Source organism: Aquabacterium sp. (assembly GCF_035476535.1).
Lineage (GTDB): Bacteria > Pseudomonadota > Gammaproteobacteria > Burkholderiales > Burkholderiaceae_C > Pseudaquabacterium.
The window spans coordinates 1-15,540 of record NZ_DATILJ010000138.1; the positions used below are offsets into that span (position 1 = coordinate 1).

Annotated in this window: 15 protein-coding genes and 1 riboswitch; of the genes, 6 read left to right on the forward strand and 9 right to left on the reverse strand. The window is 68.5% G+C overall.

The genetic code is table 11. The features are described from left to right. A partial coding sequence (glmS, locus tag VLK61_RS13565; protein WP_325422020.1) for a glutamine--fructose-6-phosphate transaminase (isomerizing) occupies positions 1-1,751 on the reverse strand: 1,751 nt, incomplete at its 3' end. A gap of 157 nt (positions 1,752-1,908) precedes the next feature. Between glmS and VLK61_RS13570 the strand changes: the two genes are divergently transcribed. Then, on the forward strand, positions 1,909-2,385 hold the full coding sequence (locus VLK61_RS13570) for an Lrp/AsnC family transcriptional regulator (protein ID WP_325422023.1): 477 nt from the start codon (positions 1,909-1,911) through the stop codon (positions 2,383-2,385). 30 nt (positions 2,386-2,415) lie between these two features. Here VLK61_RS13570 and VLK61_RS13575 read toward each other — a convergent pair whose 3' ends face one another. From VLK61_RS13575 to VLK61_RS13600, 6 genes are read right to left on the reverse strand one after another with little or no spacing between them, the layout of a single operon-like run. After that, positions 2,416-3,597 carry a class I SAM-dependent rRNA methyltransferase gene (locus tag VLK61_RS13575; protein ID WP_325422025.1) on the reverse strand — a complete coding sequence of 394 codons (1,182 nt, stop codon included), beginning with the start codon at positions 3,595-3,597 and terminating at the stop codon, positions 2,416-2,418. Between the two features lie 22 nt (positions 3,598-3,619). Continuing rightward, positions 3,620-4,570, reverse strand: a complete 951-nt coding sequence (locus VLK61_RS13580; protein ID WP_414636811.1) for a tyrosine recombinase XerC — start codon at positions 4,568-4,570, stop codon at positions 3,620-3,622. Further along, complete coding sequence (locus tag VLK61_RS13585; protein ID WP_325422029.1) at positions 4,567-5,247, reverse strand: DUF484 family protein; 681 nt, start codon at positions 5,245-5,247, stop codon at positions 4,567-4,569. Before VLK61_RS13585 ends, VLK61_RS13580 begins: the two co-directional genes overlap by 4 nt. Next, a complete protein-coding gene (gene dapF, locus VLK61_RS13590) occupies positions 5,244-6,098 on the reverse strand; it encodes a diaminopimelate epimerase (protein WP_325422031.1) in 855 nt (284 codons plus the stop codon). The genes VLK61_RS13585 and dapF overlap by 4 nt, the downstream gene beginning before the upstream one ends. A 32-nt stretch (positions 6,099-6,130) precedes the next feature. Further along, positions 6,131-7,018, reverse strand: coding sequence for a lysophospholipid acyltransferase family protein (locus VLK61_RS13595; RefSeq protein ID WP_325422033.1), 888 nt, complete (start codon positions 7,016-7,018; stop codon positions 6,131-6,133). Beyond that, positions 7,015-7,905 carry a lysophospholipid acyltransferase family protein gene (locus VLK61_RS13600; protein ID WP_325422035.1) on the reverse strand — a complete coding sequence of 297 codons (891 nt, stop codon included), beginning with the start codon at positions 7,903-7,905 and terminating at the stop codon, positions 7,015-7,017. The genes VLK61_RS13595 and VLK61_RS13600 overlap by 4 nt, the downstream gene beginning before the upstream one ends. A 173-nt stretch (positions 7,906-8,078) precedes the next feature. On the opposite strand from VLK61_RS13600, the gene metK reads away from it, so the two are divergent. Beyond that, positions 8,079-9,263, forward strand: coding sequence for a methionine adenosyltransferase (gene metK, locus VLK61_RS13605; protein WP_325422037.1), 1,185 nt, complete (start codon positions 8,079-8,081; stop codon positions 9,261-9,263). A gap of 191 nt (positions 9,264-9,454) precedes the next feature. Here metK and VLK61_RS13610 read toward each other — a convergent pair whose 3' ends face one another. Next, positions 9,455-9,823 (reverse strand): hypothetical protein, encoded by a 369-nt coding sequence (locus tag VLK61_RS13610; RefSeq protein ID WP_325422039.1) that lies wholly within the window; start codon positions 9,821-9,823, stop codon positions 9,455-9,457. 245 nt (positions 9,824-10,068) lie between these two features. Between VLK61_RS13610 and VLK61_RS13615 the strand changes: the two genes are divergently transcribed. Together VLK61_RS13615 and VLK61_RS13620 are read left to right on the forward strand one after the other, a co-directional pair. Beyond that, entirely contained in the window at positions 10,069-10,965 is an 897-nt protein-coding gene (locus tag VLK61_RS13615; RefSeq protein WP_325422041.1) for a DUF2167 domain-containing protein, read from the forward strand. 50 nt (positions 10,966-11,015) lie between these two features. Further along, positions 11,016-12,116, forward strand: a complete 1,101-nt coding sequence (locus tag VLK61_RS13620) for a DNA glycosylase AlkZ-like family protein (RefSeq protein WP_325422043.1) — start codon at positions 11,016-11,018, stop codon at positions 12,114-12,116. 30 nt (positions 12,117-12,146) lie between these two features. Here the strand turns inward: VLK61_RS13620 and VLK61_RS13625 are convergent, their stop codons facing one another. Then, the gene (locus VLK61_RS13625) at positions 12,147-13,019 is read right to left on the reverse strand and encodes an HAD family hydrolase (protein WP_325422044.1); all 873 of its coding nucleotides are present in this window, start codon (positions 13,017-13,019) and stop codon (positions 12,147-12,149) included. Between the two features lie 60 nt (positions 13,020-13,079). Next, positions 13,080-13,153: riboswitch (S-adenosyl-L-homocysteine riboswitch) on the forward strand. Between the two features lie 82 nt (positions 13,154-13,235). On the opposite strand from VLK61_RS13625, the gene ahcY reads away from it, so the two are divergent. Further along, positions 13,236-14,684 (forward strand): adenosylhomocysteinase, encoded by a 1,449-nt coding sequence (gene ahcY, locus VLK61_RS13630; RefSeq protein WP_325422045.1) that lies wholly within the window; start codon positions 13,236-13,238, stop codon positions 14,682-14,684. A 14-nt stretch (positions 14,685-14,698) separates the two neighbouring features. Next, positions 14,699-15,538, forward strand: coding sequence for a methylenetetrahydrofolate reductase [NAD(P)H] (gene metF / locus VLK61_RS13635; protein ID WP_325422047.1), 840 nt, complete (start codon positions 14,699-14,701; stop codon positions 15,536-15,538). Positions 15,539-15,540 lie beyond the last annotated feature (2 nt).

Here is a 15,540-nt window from a genome sequence, read left to right on the forward strand (position 1 = left end):
ACGACGTGCAGAATGGGCGATAGCGGTCCGTAGTGCTCCGGCATGCGGATCACGTGCACGCCGGGGCCGGAGGTGATGTGGGTGTCGCTGTCGGCGAAGACGAACAGCTCGCCACCGCGGGCCCGCACTTCCTGCAGATTGCTCTTCAGCTTTTCCAGCAGCGCATCGTTCGGTGCCACCGTCACCACCGGCATCGCCGCGGTCACCAGCGCCAGCGGGCCGTGTTTCAGCTCACCGGCCGGGTAGGCCTCGGCGTGGATGTAGCTGATCTCCTTGAGCTTCAGCGCGCCTTCCAGCGCCACCGGGTAGTGCAGGCCGCGGCCGAGGAACAGCGCGTTTTCCTTGCGTGCAAACTGCTCGGCCCAGGCCACCACCTGCGGCTCCAGCGCCAGCACCGCCTGCACCGCGCTGGGCAGGTGGCGCAGCGCCTTCAGGTGATCGGCCTCCTGCTGCTCGTTCAGCCGGCCCCGGGTCTGCGCCAGCGCCAGCGTCAGCAGGAACAGCGCCACCAGCTGCGTCGTGAAGGCCTTGGTCGAGGCAACGCCGATCTCCACGCCCGCGCGCGTGACGAAGGCATGCGCACATTCGCGCACCATCGCGCTGGTGCTGACGTTGCAGATCGTCAGCGTGTGCGGCATGCCTTGGGCGCGGGCGTGCTTCAGCGCGGCGATGGTGTCGGCCGTTTCGCCACTTTGACTGATGGTGACCACCAGCGTCTTCGGGTTCGGCACGCTGTCGCGGTAGCGGTATTCGCTGGCCACCTCCACGCTGGTGGGGATGCCGGCGATCGATTCCAGCCAATACTTTGCCGTGCTGCCCGAGTAGTAGCTGGTGCCGCAGGCCAGGATCAGCACCTGCTCGACGTCCTTGAAGACCTTGAAGGCCTTGTCGCCGAACAACTCCGGCGAGATGCCGCCCACGCCTTCCAGCGTGTCGGCGATGGCGCGCGGCTGCTCGAAGATCTCCTTCTGCATGTAGTGGCGGTAGGGCCCCAGCTCGGCGGCGCCGGAGTGGGCGTGCACGGTGCGCACTTCACGCTGCACCGGCTTGTGCGTGCCATCGGGCTGGCGCGCGACGATCCAGTGCTTGCCCAGTTGCAGGTCGACGATGTCGCCCTCGTCCAGGTAGGCGATCTGGTCGGTGACACCGGCCAGCGCCATTGCGTCCGAGGCCAGGAAGGTCTCGCCCTTGCCGACGCCCAGCACCAGCGGCGAGCCTTCGCGGGCACCGACCACGCGCTGCGGCTCGTCGCGGCAGAACACGGCGATGGCGTAGGCACCCTTCAGCCGCCGCGTGGCGCGCTGCACCGCGTCGAACAGGTCCCCGTCGTAGAGGTGGTTCACCAGGTGGGCGATGACCTCGGTGTCGGTCTGGCTCTCGAACACGAAGCCCTTGGCTTCCAGTTCGGCGCGCAACTCGTCGTGGTTCTCGATGATGCCGTTGTGCACCAGTGCCACCCGCGCCGTGCCATTCGGTCCGGTGGAGAAATGCGGGTGGGCGTTGTGCACCGCCGGGGCGCCGTGCGTGGCCCAGCGGGTGTGGGCAATGCCGGTGCCGGCGCTGACACCTTCCTGTGACACCTGCGCATCGAGCTCTGCCACGCGCGAGGTGCTGCGGGCGCGACGCAAGGCACCGTCCTGATGCACGGCGACGCCGCAGCTGTCATAGCCGCGGTACTCCAGGCGCTTCAGGCCTTCAACCAGGATCGGAACGATGTTGCGTGCGCTGACCGCGCCGACGATGCCACACATCTGGGAAGCTCCTGCGGGATGGACGATGGGAGCGCATGCTAGGCGGCCACTGAAGAAACAGGCGTGCAAATTTCTCTCGTTTATGAAATCCTCATGCACCCATCAATCCGGATGACGAATAATTTCAAACCGCAGTCAATCATCAGGCTGAAATTTCATGATCGAACTGGATGCCCTGGACCTCAGGCTGCTGGATTTGCTGCAGACCGACGCTGCGCGCGCCAACCAGGCGCTGGCCGAAGCCGCGCATGCCTCGCCGGCCACCACGCTGCGTCGTGTGCGCCGGCTGATCGACAGCGGGGTGATCGAGCGCCAGGTGGCCATCGTCTCGCCGCAGCAGGTGGCTGGGTTGACGGCGCTGGTGGAGGTGTCACTCGACGCGCAGGGCGCCGAGCATCTGCAGGCCTTCGAGCAGCGTGCGGTGGCCGAGGCGCCGGTGCAGCAGTGCTACCGGGTCTCGCCGGGGCCGGACTTCATGCTGGTGGTGTGGGCGCCGGACATGGCGGCGTACCACGCGCTGGTGCAGCGCCTGTTCACGCAGGACGCCAACGTGCGCAACGTGAAGGCGTTCTTCAGCGTGCACCGGGCCAAGTTCGAGCCCCGCGTGGTGCTGCCGGCCGCGGCCGGTGGGTGAGGGCTCAGGCACGGCGCGATGGACGATGGTTCAGCTGCGGATCAGCGCCAGCCCCTTGAGGTATTCACCCTCGGGGAAGTTGATCGTCGTCGGGTGGTCCGGCGCCGCTTCGAGCCGCTGCACGATGGCCGCGTCGACGCCGGCATCATGACCTGCGCCGGCAACGATCTTGTGGAACAGATCGGCACTGATGCCGCCGGAGCAGGAAAACGTCAACAGCAGGCCTCCCGGCGACAGCAGTTTCAAGGCCAGGCGGTTGATGTCCTTGTAGGCGCGCGCAGCGCGTTCGGCATGCGCCGCACTGGCCGCGAACTTGGGCGGGTCGAGCACGATGGCGTCGAAACTCGTGCCTTCGGCCAGGGCCTGGCGCAGGTACTGGTTCACGTCGGCATCGGCGAAGCCGTGGGGGCCAGGGTCGAAGCCATTGCGTTGCAGGTTCCGGCGCGCCTGCTCCAGCGCCGGGCCGGAGGAATCGACACTGGTGACCTGTCGGGCGCCACCGGCCAGCGCCGCGACGCTGAATCCCCCCGTGTAGCTGTAGCAGTTCAGCACGCGCTGGCAACCCAGCTGGCGCACCAGCGCGGCAAAGCGCTGGCGGTTGTCCCGCTGGTCCAGGTAGTAGCCGGTCTTGTGGCCCAGCGCGACGTCCAGACCCAGGCTGAGGCCGTGCTCGGTGATGGCCAGCTCGGTGGCGCCCTCGCCGGCCAGCCAGCCGGTGCGCTGGTCCAGGCCTTCGAGCTTGCGCACGCTGGTGTCCGAGCGCTCGTAGAGCCGGCTCAGGCCCGTGGCCGCCAGCAACTGGCGCACGATGAGCTCGCGCCAGCGCTCGCTGCCGGTGGACAGGAACTGCACGCTCAAGGTGTCGCCGTAGCGGTCGACCACCAGGCCCGGCAGGCCATCGGCCTCGCCATGCACCAGGCGCATCGCGTCGCTGACGATGCCCAGGCGCGCGCGCAAGGCGACGGCACGCTGCAGGCGCCGCGCGAAGAAGGCTTCGTCGATGCGCTCGGCCTCGTCGAAACTCCAGGCCCGCACGCGGATTTGCGAATGGGGGCTGAACGCGGCCCAGGCCAGGAACTGGCCGTCATGGGCTTCGACGCGCACCGTTTCGCCGGCATCGCCGCCGCCTTTGGCGATGCTGCCCTCGAACACCCAGGGGTGGCGGCGCAGCAATGAACGTTCCTTGCCTTCACGCAGGCGGATGGTTTTCATGGGTCGAATTCGGATCGGGAGTTCAGCGCCGCTTCGCGCGGGGATGGGCCGCGTCGTAGACCTTGGCCAGGTGCTGGAAGTCCAGCTTGGTGTAGATCTGCGTGGTCGCGATGTTGGCGTGGCCCAGCAGTTCCTGCACCGCGCGCAGGTCGCCGCTGGACTGCAGCAGGTGGGACGCAAAACTGTGCCGCAGCATGTGCGGATGCACGCCGGTCGGCAGACCGGCCGCGAGCGCCATGGCCTTCAGCCGCGAGCGCACCTGGCTGGGCGACAGCCGCGTGCCGCGCTGGCTGACGAACAGCGCCGCCTCGCCGCCGTGCGCCAGCAGCCCGCGGCAGGCCAGCCAGGCCGCCAGCGCCTGCAGGGCCGGCTCGCCCACCGGCAGGCTGCGGCGCTTGCTGCCCTTGCCCAGCACATGCGCGCTGGCATCGGCGGCATCGATCCAGCCGGCCGCCTGCGGCCCGGCATGGTGGTCCAGGCCGACCAGTTCACCAACGCGCAGCCCGCAGCCGTAGAGCAACTCGACGATGCAGTGGTCACGCGCGGCCAGCGCCGCCGACACCGCGCCGGACTCGGCCGCCGCCGGCGCCTGCATCAGCGCGACGGCCTGATCCACCGGCAAGGCCTTGGGCAGGGATTGCGGCGCTTTCGGTGGCCGCAGCCCGTCCACCGGGTTGTTCGGCACCAGGCGTTCACGGCCCCAGTAACGGTACAGCCCCCGCCAGGCGGCCAGCGTGATCGCGATGCTGCGTGGGCCCAGCCCGCGTTCGCGCAGGCGCGCGACCCAGCGGCGCAGGTGGTGCGGCTGTGCCGAGGGCAACTCGACACCGTCTTCGGCGGCGCGCGCCTGCAGATCGGCCAGTGCCGCGGTGTACAGGGTCAGTGAGCGCGCCGCCAGACGGCGCTCGACACGCAGGTGCTGGACGAAGCGCTCGATCTCCGCGCTCAGCACCGGCGCGGACACGGCTCTCAGCCCTGCGGCAGCAGGCGCGACAAGCCGGCGCCTGCGATCTCGCCGATGCGCTGCAGGAACTCGGTGCCCATCTCGGCGGTGTAGCGCGTCGGGTCGGGTGAACCCAGCACCAGCAGGCCGAAGGCCTCGTCCTGCGACGGCCGGTACAGCGGGATCAGCGCGACCGACATCGCCGGCGCACTGTCACCCAGCCAGGACGACGCTTCGAAGCCCGAGTTGACGCCGCAGTACGGCAGCACCAGGCTGGACGCGAAACTGCGCGTGTCGTCCGCCACGCCCTGCGCAAAGGGCAGTGCCGCGAACGCTGCGTCCACCCCCCACAGCCGCAGCGCGGCCAGCGGGATCAGGAACTCATGCTTGAGCGTGCTGACCAGCACATCGGGCAAGGCCGCCGCACTGGGTGTCAGCAGGATGGCGCGGATCCAGCGCTGCAGCCGGTCGGCAATGGCCACGTTCTCCTGGCCATGGCGGATCATCTCCATGATCTTCTGCTCGAGGCCCTTGACCTTCTCACGCATCATTTCCATCTGCCGCTCCTGCAGCGAAACGGCGCGGTGGCCATGCGGGCTGGTGAGCTGGATGGTCGACAGCAACTCGGCATGGCGCTCGAAGAAGCCCGGCGTGTTGGCCAGGTAGTTCGCGATGTCGGTCTCGGTGATGGCGCCTTGCAATGTCATAACGTGATCTCCCCCTCGTACACGGTTTCTGCAGGCCCGGTCATCAGCACCGAAGCCTCGTCATCGGCCCATTCAACGGTCAGCTCGCCGCCGCGGGCCTGCACGTCCACCCGCCGGTCCAGCCAGCCCAACCGGATGCCGGCCACCACCGCGGCACAGGCGCCGGTGCCGCAGGCCAGGGTTTCGCCGGCATCGCGCTCGAACACGCGCAGCGCGATCTGCTGGCGCGACACCACCTGCATGAAGCCGGCGTTGACCTTGCGCGCAAAGCGCACGTGGGCTTCGATGCGCGCGCCGAGTTCCAGCACCGGCGCCTCGCGCACATCAGTCACCCGCTGCACCGCATGCGGGTTGCCCATCGACAGCACCGCCACTTCGACCCGCCGGCCCTCGCCGACATCCAGCGGCCACAGCTCGAAACCGCCTTCGCGCCGCGGCGTCAGGCCGCTGGCATCGAAGGGCAGACGCTCGTGATCGAAGATCGGCCGGTTCATGTCGACGGTGACGCGGCCATCGTCCTGCAGCTGCAGTTCGAGCAGGTTGTTCACCGTCTCGACGCGGATGCGCTTGCGGTCGGTGAGGCCGCGATCATGCACATAGCGCACGAAGCAGCGCGCGCCGTTGCCGCAATGCTCGACCTCGTCGCCGGTGTTGTTGAAGATGCGGTAACGGAAGTCGACCCCCGGCGTCTGGCTGGGCTCGACCATCAGGATCTGGTCGGCGCCGACGCCGAAGCGCCTGTCGCCGAGCCGCCGCAGCTGCTCGGGCTGCAGCGTGATCGGCGCGCGCGTGGCGTCAAGCACGACGAAGTCGTTGCCCGCGCCATGCATCTTGGTGAATCTCAGGTTCATGGGCCGGGATTATCGGCCCCGGCCGCAGCATGCTAGTAGAGGGGGGGCATGCCTTCGGGCCGGGTCTTGAAGCGGCGGTGCACCCACAGGTACTGCGCCGGGTTGCGCCGCACTTCTTCTTCGATCCAGCGGTTCATGCGGGCGGCAGCGGCTTCGTCGCTGTCGTCGCCGGGGAAATGCTCCAGCGGCGGCAGGAAGCGCACGCGGTAGCCCTGCCCGCCCGGCAGCAGTTCGGCCAGCACCGGCTGCACGATCATGCCGAGCGAGCGGGCCAAACGCGCCGGCGCCAGCAGCGTGGCCGCGGGCACGCCGCAAAAGGGCACGAAGGCGGCGTCCTTGGTGCCGAAGTCCATGTCCGGCAGGTTGAAGAACACATGGCCACGCCGCACCGCACGCACCAGCGGCAGCGCGGTCTCATGGCGCGAGAACACCTGGCCCTGGTTGTAGCGCAGGCGGCCCTTGCGCATCGCCGCATCGAACACCTTGTTGCTCTGCGCCTGGTAGATCGAGGCCACCTGCTTGCGCTGGAACAGCTGTGTTGCGGCGCCCGCCACATCCAGCGCCACGAAGTGCGGCACCAGCCACATCACCGGCTTGGCGCTGCGCTCGGCCAGGCCGATGTCGCCTTCGACATGGATCAATCGCTTCAGCCGCTCGGGCCGCGCATACCAGAGCAGGCCACGCTCGACCAGGCTGCGGCCCAGCCAGCCGAAATGCTCGCGCACCAGCGCCTCGCGCGCCGCGGCATCCAGCGCCGGCAGGCACAGCTCGACATTGCGCAAGGCCACCTTGCGGCGCGAGCCGGCCAGCGCATACAGCAGCCGGCCGATGCCGCGTCCGATGGCGGCTTGCAGGCCCAATGGCAACAGCTGGATCAGCCACAACATGCCCAGCAGCAGGCGCGCCAACCCATTTTTCACGGGGCCGCTACCTCGACGCCGGACAGGTCGGCCTTGCGCGGCTGCTTGTAGCGGTTGTAGCCCCACAGGTACTGGTGCGGAGCCTGGCGGATCAGCCGCTCCATGTTGCGGTTGATGGCCTCGGCGCAGGCCAGCTGCAAGGCCTCGGCACTGGCCGCTTCGGTGGGCAGCGGCTGTTCAGGGGCGCTGACGCGCAGCACATAACCGGCGCCGTGGGGCAGGCGCTCAGCCCAGATCAGTAGCAGCGCGGCGCCGGTCTGCTGCACCAGCCGCGCGGCCAGCGTCATCGTGTACGCGGGCTGGCCGAAGAACGGCGCCCACACGCCCATGCCCTGCGGCGGCACCTGGTCCGGCAGCAAGCCCACCGATTCACCGCGGCGCAGCGCGCGGATCATCTGCCGCACACCGGCCAGCGCGGCCGGCGCGGTGTCCAGCCCGGGGCGGCGGCGCGCGGTTTCTTCAAGCGAGCGCAACCAGGCCTGGCGCGCCGGGCGGTACATCGCCGTCAAGCGCGTGCGGCTGCCGAAGCGCTCGACGATGGCCTGCGCGCAGACCTCGAAGCAGCCCAGGTGCGGCGTCAGCAGCACCAGGCCACGGCCGGCATCCAGCGCGGCATCGATCAACTCGCCCCCTTGCCAGCGCACCAGCGCACCCAGCGGCCGCTCGACGGGGCGCAGCCACAGCCAGGGCAGCTCGGCCACCATGCGGCCGGTTTCGGCCACCGAACGCCGGCGCTCGGCCGGGCTCAGGCCAGCCAGCGCGGCATGCGCCCGCAGGCGCTGCCGATAGCCGGCCGACAACCCATACGCCAGCCAGCCCAGAAAAGCGCCCCAAGTGTGCAAGCGTGCCGGCGATCGGCGCGCCAGCCATTGCATCAAGGTCAACATGCGTTCGTATAATTCCGACGTCGCCGAGTTAAAGGACAACTTGCGGGGCGATACGCGGGACCCGGTCTCGCGTTCGGGCTGGTTTCACAGCCTGTCAAATACCGCTAAAGCGTTCGCCGCATACACCCCCAGGGCCCGGCGAGCGGGTTTCAACTGCATAGGAGTGTATTGAAGTGGCGAACGACTTTCTTTTCACGTCGGAATCGGTCTCCGAAGGTCACCCGGACAAGGTGGCCGACCAGATCTCCGATGCCATCCTCGACGCGATCTTTGCGCAGGACCCGCGGTCCCGCGTGGCAGCCGAAACGCTGTGCAATACCGGTCTCGTGGTGCTGGCCGGCGAGATCACGACCAACGCGCATGTGGATTACATCCAGGTCGCGCGCGACACCATCAAGCGCATCGGCTACGACAACACCGAGTACGGCATCGACTACAAGGGCTGCGCCGTGCTGGTGGCCTACGACAAGCAGAGCAACGACATCGCGCAAGGCGTCGACCAGGCCTCCGACGACCACCTGAACACCGGTGCCGGCGACCAGGGCCTGATGTTCGGCTACGCCTGCGATGAAACGCCCGAGCTGATGCCCGCGCCGATCTACTACGCACACCGCCTGGTCGAGCGCCAGGCGCAGTTGCGCAAGGACGGCCGCCTGCCCTTCCTGCGGCCGGACGCGAAGAGCCAGGTGACGATGCGTTATGTGGATGGCAAGCCGCATTCCATCGACACGGTGGTGCTGTCCAGCCAGCACGCGCCGGAAATGAGCGACGGCAAGAAGATGCTGCCGGCGTTCACCGAGGCGGTGATCGAAGAGATCATCAAGCCGGTGCTGCCCAAGGAGTGGCTGAAGGACACGCGCTACCTGGTGAACCCCACCGGCCGCTTCGTCATCGGCGGCCCGCAGGGTGATTGCGGCCTGACCGGCCGCAAGATCATCGTCGACACCTACGGCGGCGCCTGCCCGCACGGCGGCGGCGCGTTCTCCGGCAAGGACCCGACCAAGGTCGACCGCTCGGCCGCGTATGCCGCGCGCTATGTCGCGAAGAACATCGTGGCCGCCGGGCTGGCCAAGCAGTGCCAGATCCAGGTGGCCTATGCCATCGGCGTGGCCAAGCCGATGAACGTGACCGTCTACACCGAAGGCACCGGCGTGATCCCCGACGAGCGCATCGCGGCGATCGTCAACGAGGTCTTCGACCTGCGTCCGAAGGGCATCATCCAGATGCTGGACCTGCTACGCCCGATCTACCAGAAGACCGCCGCCTATGGCCACTTCGGCCGCGAAGAGCCGGAGTTCAGCTGGGAAGCACGGGACAAGATCGACGTGCTGCGCGATTTGGCAGGCCGCAAGGCCTGACGAAACGTGCAGCAGAGCCGGGCCGAAGGCCCGGCCGCCGCGAAGCGGCGCGTCGACCTTGCGGCGCAGGCTAACTTCGCGCAGCGAAGTTAAGGGGCGCCAGCCCCGGCCGAAGCCACAAGAATGCCCGGCGAAGCCGCTGACCAGATGGGCGACGAAAGTCGCCCATCGTGGTTTTCAATAGGCTCAACCTATTCCGCCCGCTCCACCCGCACCACCGCCCGGTACTGCGCCAGCGGCACCGGCACCGCCGCTCGCGGCGCTGGATCCAGCCCCTGCAGCGAGAAGCGAAAGCCGCGGTAGGTCGCCTCGCCCGGCAGCTTCATCTCCGCCGGCGCCGGCAAGCCGATCTGCAGCGTCTCACCGGCATGGCCGGCCTGGACCACCTGCACCGCCACGCTGGCATGGCCTTCCCAGATGCAAAGCGCATCGATCGGGCAGCGGCTGTCGTGTACGTCGGTCAATTGCAGCGTCAAGGCTTCCTGCGTGATGAGCGACGGCTCGCCGCTGCGCAGCGTCACGGTGTAGGAACCGCGGGCCGGGCCGTTGGGCGCAGACACCGAATCGTCACCGCCGCCACAGGCCGCGATGAACAGGGAAACAAGAGCAGGGGCGAGAAAGCGCATCGTCGATCAGCTCCGAGTCGACCAGATCGGTTGAAGATCTTAGGGCGCTGCCCGGCCTCGCGCCACCCCGATGCGACGAACGGCGGATCACGACGGCGCGCCGGCATCCGCAGTTCAAGGGACATGGACACACGGCCCGGCTGAGACAATCCGGCCCCTACAACACCAGGGAGGATTCGATGATTCGCACACTGGCACTGACCGTGGCTTCGGCCCTGGCGCTGATGCTGCCGCTGGGCAGTCAGGCCGCCGCGCCGGCTTCCGCGCCGCACAAGGGACCCGACGCCTTTGCCGAGGCCGAGAAGGCCGCGCGCAAGGGCCCGGCCGACATCGAACTGGCCGGCCAGGCCGTGCTGCACCTGCCCGCCGGCCACCAATGGATTCCCCAGCCGCAGGCCACGCAGCTGCTGCAGGCCATGGGCAACCCCGGCAAGGACACGCGGCTGCAGGGCCTGGTGTTTCCGACCGATGGCCAGCAGTGGTTCATGCCGGTGCGCTTCGAGGCCGCGGGCTACGTGAAGGACGACGACGCCCGCGACTGGAAGGCCGACGAACTGCTGAAGAGCTACCGCGAAGGCACCGAAGCCTCGAACGAAGAGCGCGTGAAGCTGGGCGTAACGCCGATCGAGGTGATCGGCTGGGTCGAACAACCGGCTTACGACGCCGGCGCCCATCGGCTGGTGTGGGCGATGTCCTCGCGCGAGAAGAATGCGCCAGCCGATGCCAGCCAGGGCGTCAACTACAACACCTATGCGCTGGGCCGCGAGGGCTACTTCAGCCTGAACCTGGTGACCGGCCTGAGCGAGCTGCCGCAACACAAGCCGGCGGCACAGGCGATGCTGGCCGCGCTGGAGTACAAGGACGGCAAGCGCTATGCCGATTTCGATGCCAAGACCGACCATGTCGCCGAATACGGGCTGGCCGCGCTGGTGCTGGGCGGTGTCGCGGCCAAGAAGCTGGGATTCCTGGCGCTGGCCGGCGTGTTCTTCGCCAAGTTCGCGAAAGTCATCCTGCTCGGGCTGGCGGTGGTCGGCGGCTTGGGCGTGAAGCTGTTCAAGCGCAAGCGCGCGGCGTGAACCGGCGGCGGTGGCACCATCGGTGCCCCGCCCCGAAGCTCTTGCGCCTGATGCCGACCCGCGCCATCACCCTCGATGACCTGCGCCGCTATGCGGTGGCGCGCACGTTGTTCGCGCCGACCACGCTGCCCAAGGCCATCTCGCGGCTGGGCTTCGTGCAGGCCGACCCGCTGCGCGCGCCGGCCCGCGCGCAGGACCTGACGCTGCGCCACCGCGTCACCGACTACCGCGCCGGTGAGTTGGAGCGCCGCTACCCGCGCTTGGGGCTGGAGGAAGACTACTTCGTCAACTACGGCTTCCTGCCGCGCGAGACGCAGGCGCTGATGCACCCGCGCGAGGCCCGCACCGTGTGGCCGGCCGAACGCCGCCAACAGGCCGCGGCGGTGCTGGACTTCGTGCGCGAACAGGGCCGCGTGCACCCGCGCGACGTGGACGCGCACTTTGCGCATGGCAAGGTGCGCAACTGGTTCGGGGGTTCGGGCAACGCCAGTACGCAGCTGCTCGATGCCATGCATTACCGCGGCCTGCTGCGCATTGCCGGCCGCGAAGGCGGCGTGCGGCTGTACGCGGCGCGCGAAGCGCCGGCACCGGCGTGTTCGCCCGAGCAGGCGCTGGACGCGCTGGTCGAGGTGATCGTGCGCAAGTACGCCCCGCTGCCCTCGGCCTCGCTGGGCCAACTGGTGGGCCTGCTGAAGGATGGCGTGCCGCAATGGTTTCACAACCGCGCCGCGGCGCTGCAGCGCGCCCGTGAGCGGCTGGCGCGGGTGCGCATTGACGGCGTCGATTGGCTGTGGCCTGCCGACGAGCGCGCCCGCTCGGCACGCCACGAGCCCGGCGACACGGTGCGCCTGCTGGCCCCCTTCGACCCCGTGGTCTGGGACCGCCGCCGCTTCGAGCTGCTGTGGGGCTGGGCCTACCGCTTCGAGGCCTACACGCCGGCGGCGAAGCGCCTGCGTGGCCATTACGCGCTGCCGCTGCTGTGGCGCGACCAGGTCATCGGCTGGGCCAACCTGGCGCTGCGCGACGGCGTGCTCGGCGCCGAGTTCGGCTACGTCGCCGGCAAGCCGCCGCGCGAGGCGGCATTTCGTGCAGCGCTGGACGACGAACTGCAGCGCATGGCCCGCTTTCTCGACGCCAGGGTCACGCGCTGAGCCGCGGCTTCTGGCACCAGGCCCATCGCTTCATCGGCCGGCGCGTGCGGCCAGCAGCGCGGCGGCCAGTTCGGCAAAACCTGCGCCGCGCTCGGCCGCGGTCACCCAGGCCGGCCAGCACACAAGCTGCGGCACGAAGCGCGCGATGTTGGCCACACCCACCGTGAACGGCAGGCGCTCGAACATCAGCTGGTCGTTGGTGGAGTCGCCGACATAGAGCCAGCGGGCTGGATCGAAGGCCTGGCCCACCACGGTCTCCACCGCCCAGAGCGCCGCCGTCCATTTGTTGTGATCGCCGATCCAGCCGTTGACGTGGATCGAGCTGACCGTGGCGGTCAGCCCATGGCGGCGCATCACCGCCACCACCTGGGCGATGCGCCCGGCATCCAGCGTGCAGAACTCGCTGTGGTCCACCGCGATGTCGGTCAGCCGGCCCGGGCTGTCCTGCGCCAGCGTGGTGCCGGGCACTTCTGCCAGCACCGCGGCGGCGCAGGCCTGCAGGCGGCAGAACTGCTCGGCACGGGTGCGGTCGTCGACCGTGAAACTGCACCGCGCGCGCGGGGCCGCGCCGTGACCCTCACGCCGCAACATCACGCCGCCGTTCTCCGCGACGATGGCGCGCACCGGCCAGGCCAGTGCAAACGGCTCGCTCCAGCCGGCCGGTCGCCCGGTGATCGCGATCACCGGCACGCCGGCGGCCTCCAGTGCGCGCAGCGCGTCCAGCGCGGCCGGCTCGATCGCACCGTCGCGCGTCAGCGTGTCGTCGATGTCGGTCAGCACGCCATGCAGCGAGGCCAGCACCGCGGCGGGCAACTCGCGCAGCGGCCGCATGCGGCCCGCGGCCGCCAGGGGCTGCCGGCTGGCTTCGGCCGACGCATTGGGCGAGAACTGCTGGGCAGACATCGCATCAGTCTCCCACAGCGCCTTGCCACGGCCGGCGGCGAAATGGCTAGAATTCGCGCCTGTTTCGAGGAGCGTTGCAAGGCCACCCTGGCCCCAGGCTCGAAACCACATCTGTGCAACGGCGCTCACCCGCAAGGTCGGTCGTGGGTGGGCTTGAAGAACGTCCCCTCTCATGGTCGCCGCCGCGGGTCCACCCGCCAACGGAGCTTCCTGACCATGAATGCTGTGCTGAAACCCCTCCCCGCCGATCACTACGCGATCGCCGACCTGTCGCTGGCCGCCTGGGGCCGCAAGGAACTGAACATCGCCGAGAGCGAGATGCCCGCGCTGATGGCCATCCGCTCGGAATACGCGAAGACCCAGCCGCTGAAAGGCGCGCGCATCACCGGCAGCCTGCACATGACGATCCAGACCGCCGTGCTGGTCGAGACGCTGCAGGCGCTGGGCGCCGAAGTGCGCTGGGCCTCGTGCAATATCTTCTCGACGCAGGACCATGCCGCCGCGGCGCTGGTCGCTCAAGGCACGCCGGTCTTCGCCTACAAGGGCGAATCGCTGAAGGACTACTGGGACTACACCCACCGCATCTTCGAGTTCGGCGCCAAGGGATCGGACGGCGAAGGCCCGAACATGATCCTCGACGACGGCGGCGACGCCACGCTGCTGATGCACCTGGGCCAGCGCGCCGAGAAGGATGCTTCGCTGCTGGCCAACCCGGGCAGCGAAGAAGAGCGTGAACTGTTCGCCGCGATCAAGGCCAAGCTCGCCGTCGACGCCACCTGGTACACACGCAAGAGCGCGCAGATCATCGGCGTCACCGAAGAGACGACCACCGGCGTGCACCGCCTGAACGAGATGTCGGCCAAGGGCACGCTGCTGTTCCGCGCCATCAATGTCAACGACTCGGTCACCAAGAGCAAGTTCGACAACCTCTACGGCTGCCGCGAAAGCCTGGTCGACGGCATCAAGCGCGCCACCGACGTGATGATCGCCGGCAAGATCGCCGTCGTCGCCGGTTATGGCGATGTGGGCAAGGGCTCGGCGCAGGCGCTGCGCGCGCTGTCGGCGCAGGTCTGGGTCACCGAGATCGACCCGATCAACGCGCTGCAGGCAGCAATGGAAGGCTACCGTGTCGTGACCATGGACTGGGCGGCCGACAAGGCCGACATCTTCGTCACCGCCACCGGCAACAAGTCCGTCATCACGCACGAGCACATGGCCGCGATGAAGCACAACGCCATCGTCTGCAACATCGGCCACTTCGACAACGAGATCGACATCGCATCGGTCGAGAAGTACGAATGGGAAGAGATCAAGCCGCAGGTCGACCACATCATCTTCCCGGGCGTGGATGGCCAACCGGGCAAGCGCATCATCATGCTGGCCAAGGGGCGCCTGGTGAACCTGGGCTGCGGCACCGGCCACCCGAGCTATGTGATGAGTTCGTCCTTCGCGAACCAGACCATCGCGCAGATCGAGCTGTATTCGCGCCAGGATGCCTATACCGTCGGCAAGGTCTATGTGCTGCCCAAGCATCTTGACGAGAAGGTGGCGCGGCTGCAGTTGAAGACGCTGAACGCCCAGCTGACCGAGTTGAGCGAGGAGCAGGCGGCCTACATCGGTGTCGCTAAAACCGGCCCGTACAAGCCCGATTCGTACCGCTATTGAGGCAGGCGACCAGCATGGGCACCCCCCACACCCTGCCGGTCAGCGTCGAGTTCTTTCCCCCGAACACCCCCGTCGGCAGCGAGAAGCTGAAGACGGTGGTGCAGGAACTCGCCGCGATCCGGCCCGAGTACTTCAGCGTCACCTACGGCGCCGGTGGCTCCACGCGCGAGAAGACACTGGCCACCGTGCGCGACATCGCGACGGCCGGCTTCGAAGCCGCGCCGCACCTGTCCTGCGTCGGCTCCACGCGCGAGGGCATCGCCGAGATCCTGGCCACCTACCGTGCGCAAGGCATCCGCCGCCTCGTCGCGCTGCGCGGCGACCTGCCCAGCGGCACCGCGGTGGCCGGCGAGTTCCGCTATGCCAGCGAGCTGATCCGCTTCATCCGCGAAACGCAAGGCGCCGACTGGATCATCGAGGTCGCGGCCTATCCGGAGTACCACCCGGAGCAGCGCTATTCGCGGCGCGACCTGCAGCACTTTGCTGACAAGGTCAAGGCTGGTGCGAATGCCGCGATCACGCAGTTCTTCTTCAACCCCGACGCGTACTTCCACTTCGTCGATGAGGTGCGTGCACTGGGCGTCACCGTGCCCATCGTGCCGGGCATCATGCCCTTCCACAACTACGCCCGCGTGGCGCAGTTCGCGCAACGGGACGGCATCGAGATCCCGCGCTGGGTGGCGTTGAAGATGGAAGGCTACATGGACGACGCCGCATCGATCCGCGCCTTCGGGCTGGACGTGGTGAGCAAGCTGTGCGAACGGCTGATCGCCGGCGGCGTGCCGGGCATCCACTTCTACGCGCTGAACCAGTCGGGGCTGACGCTGGAAATCTGCAAGCGGCTGGGGCGCTGAGC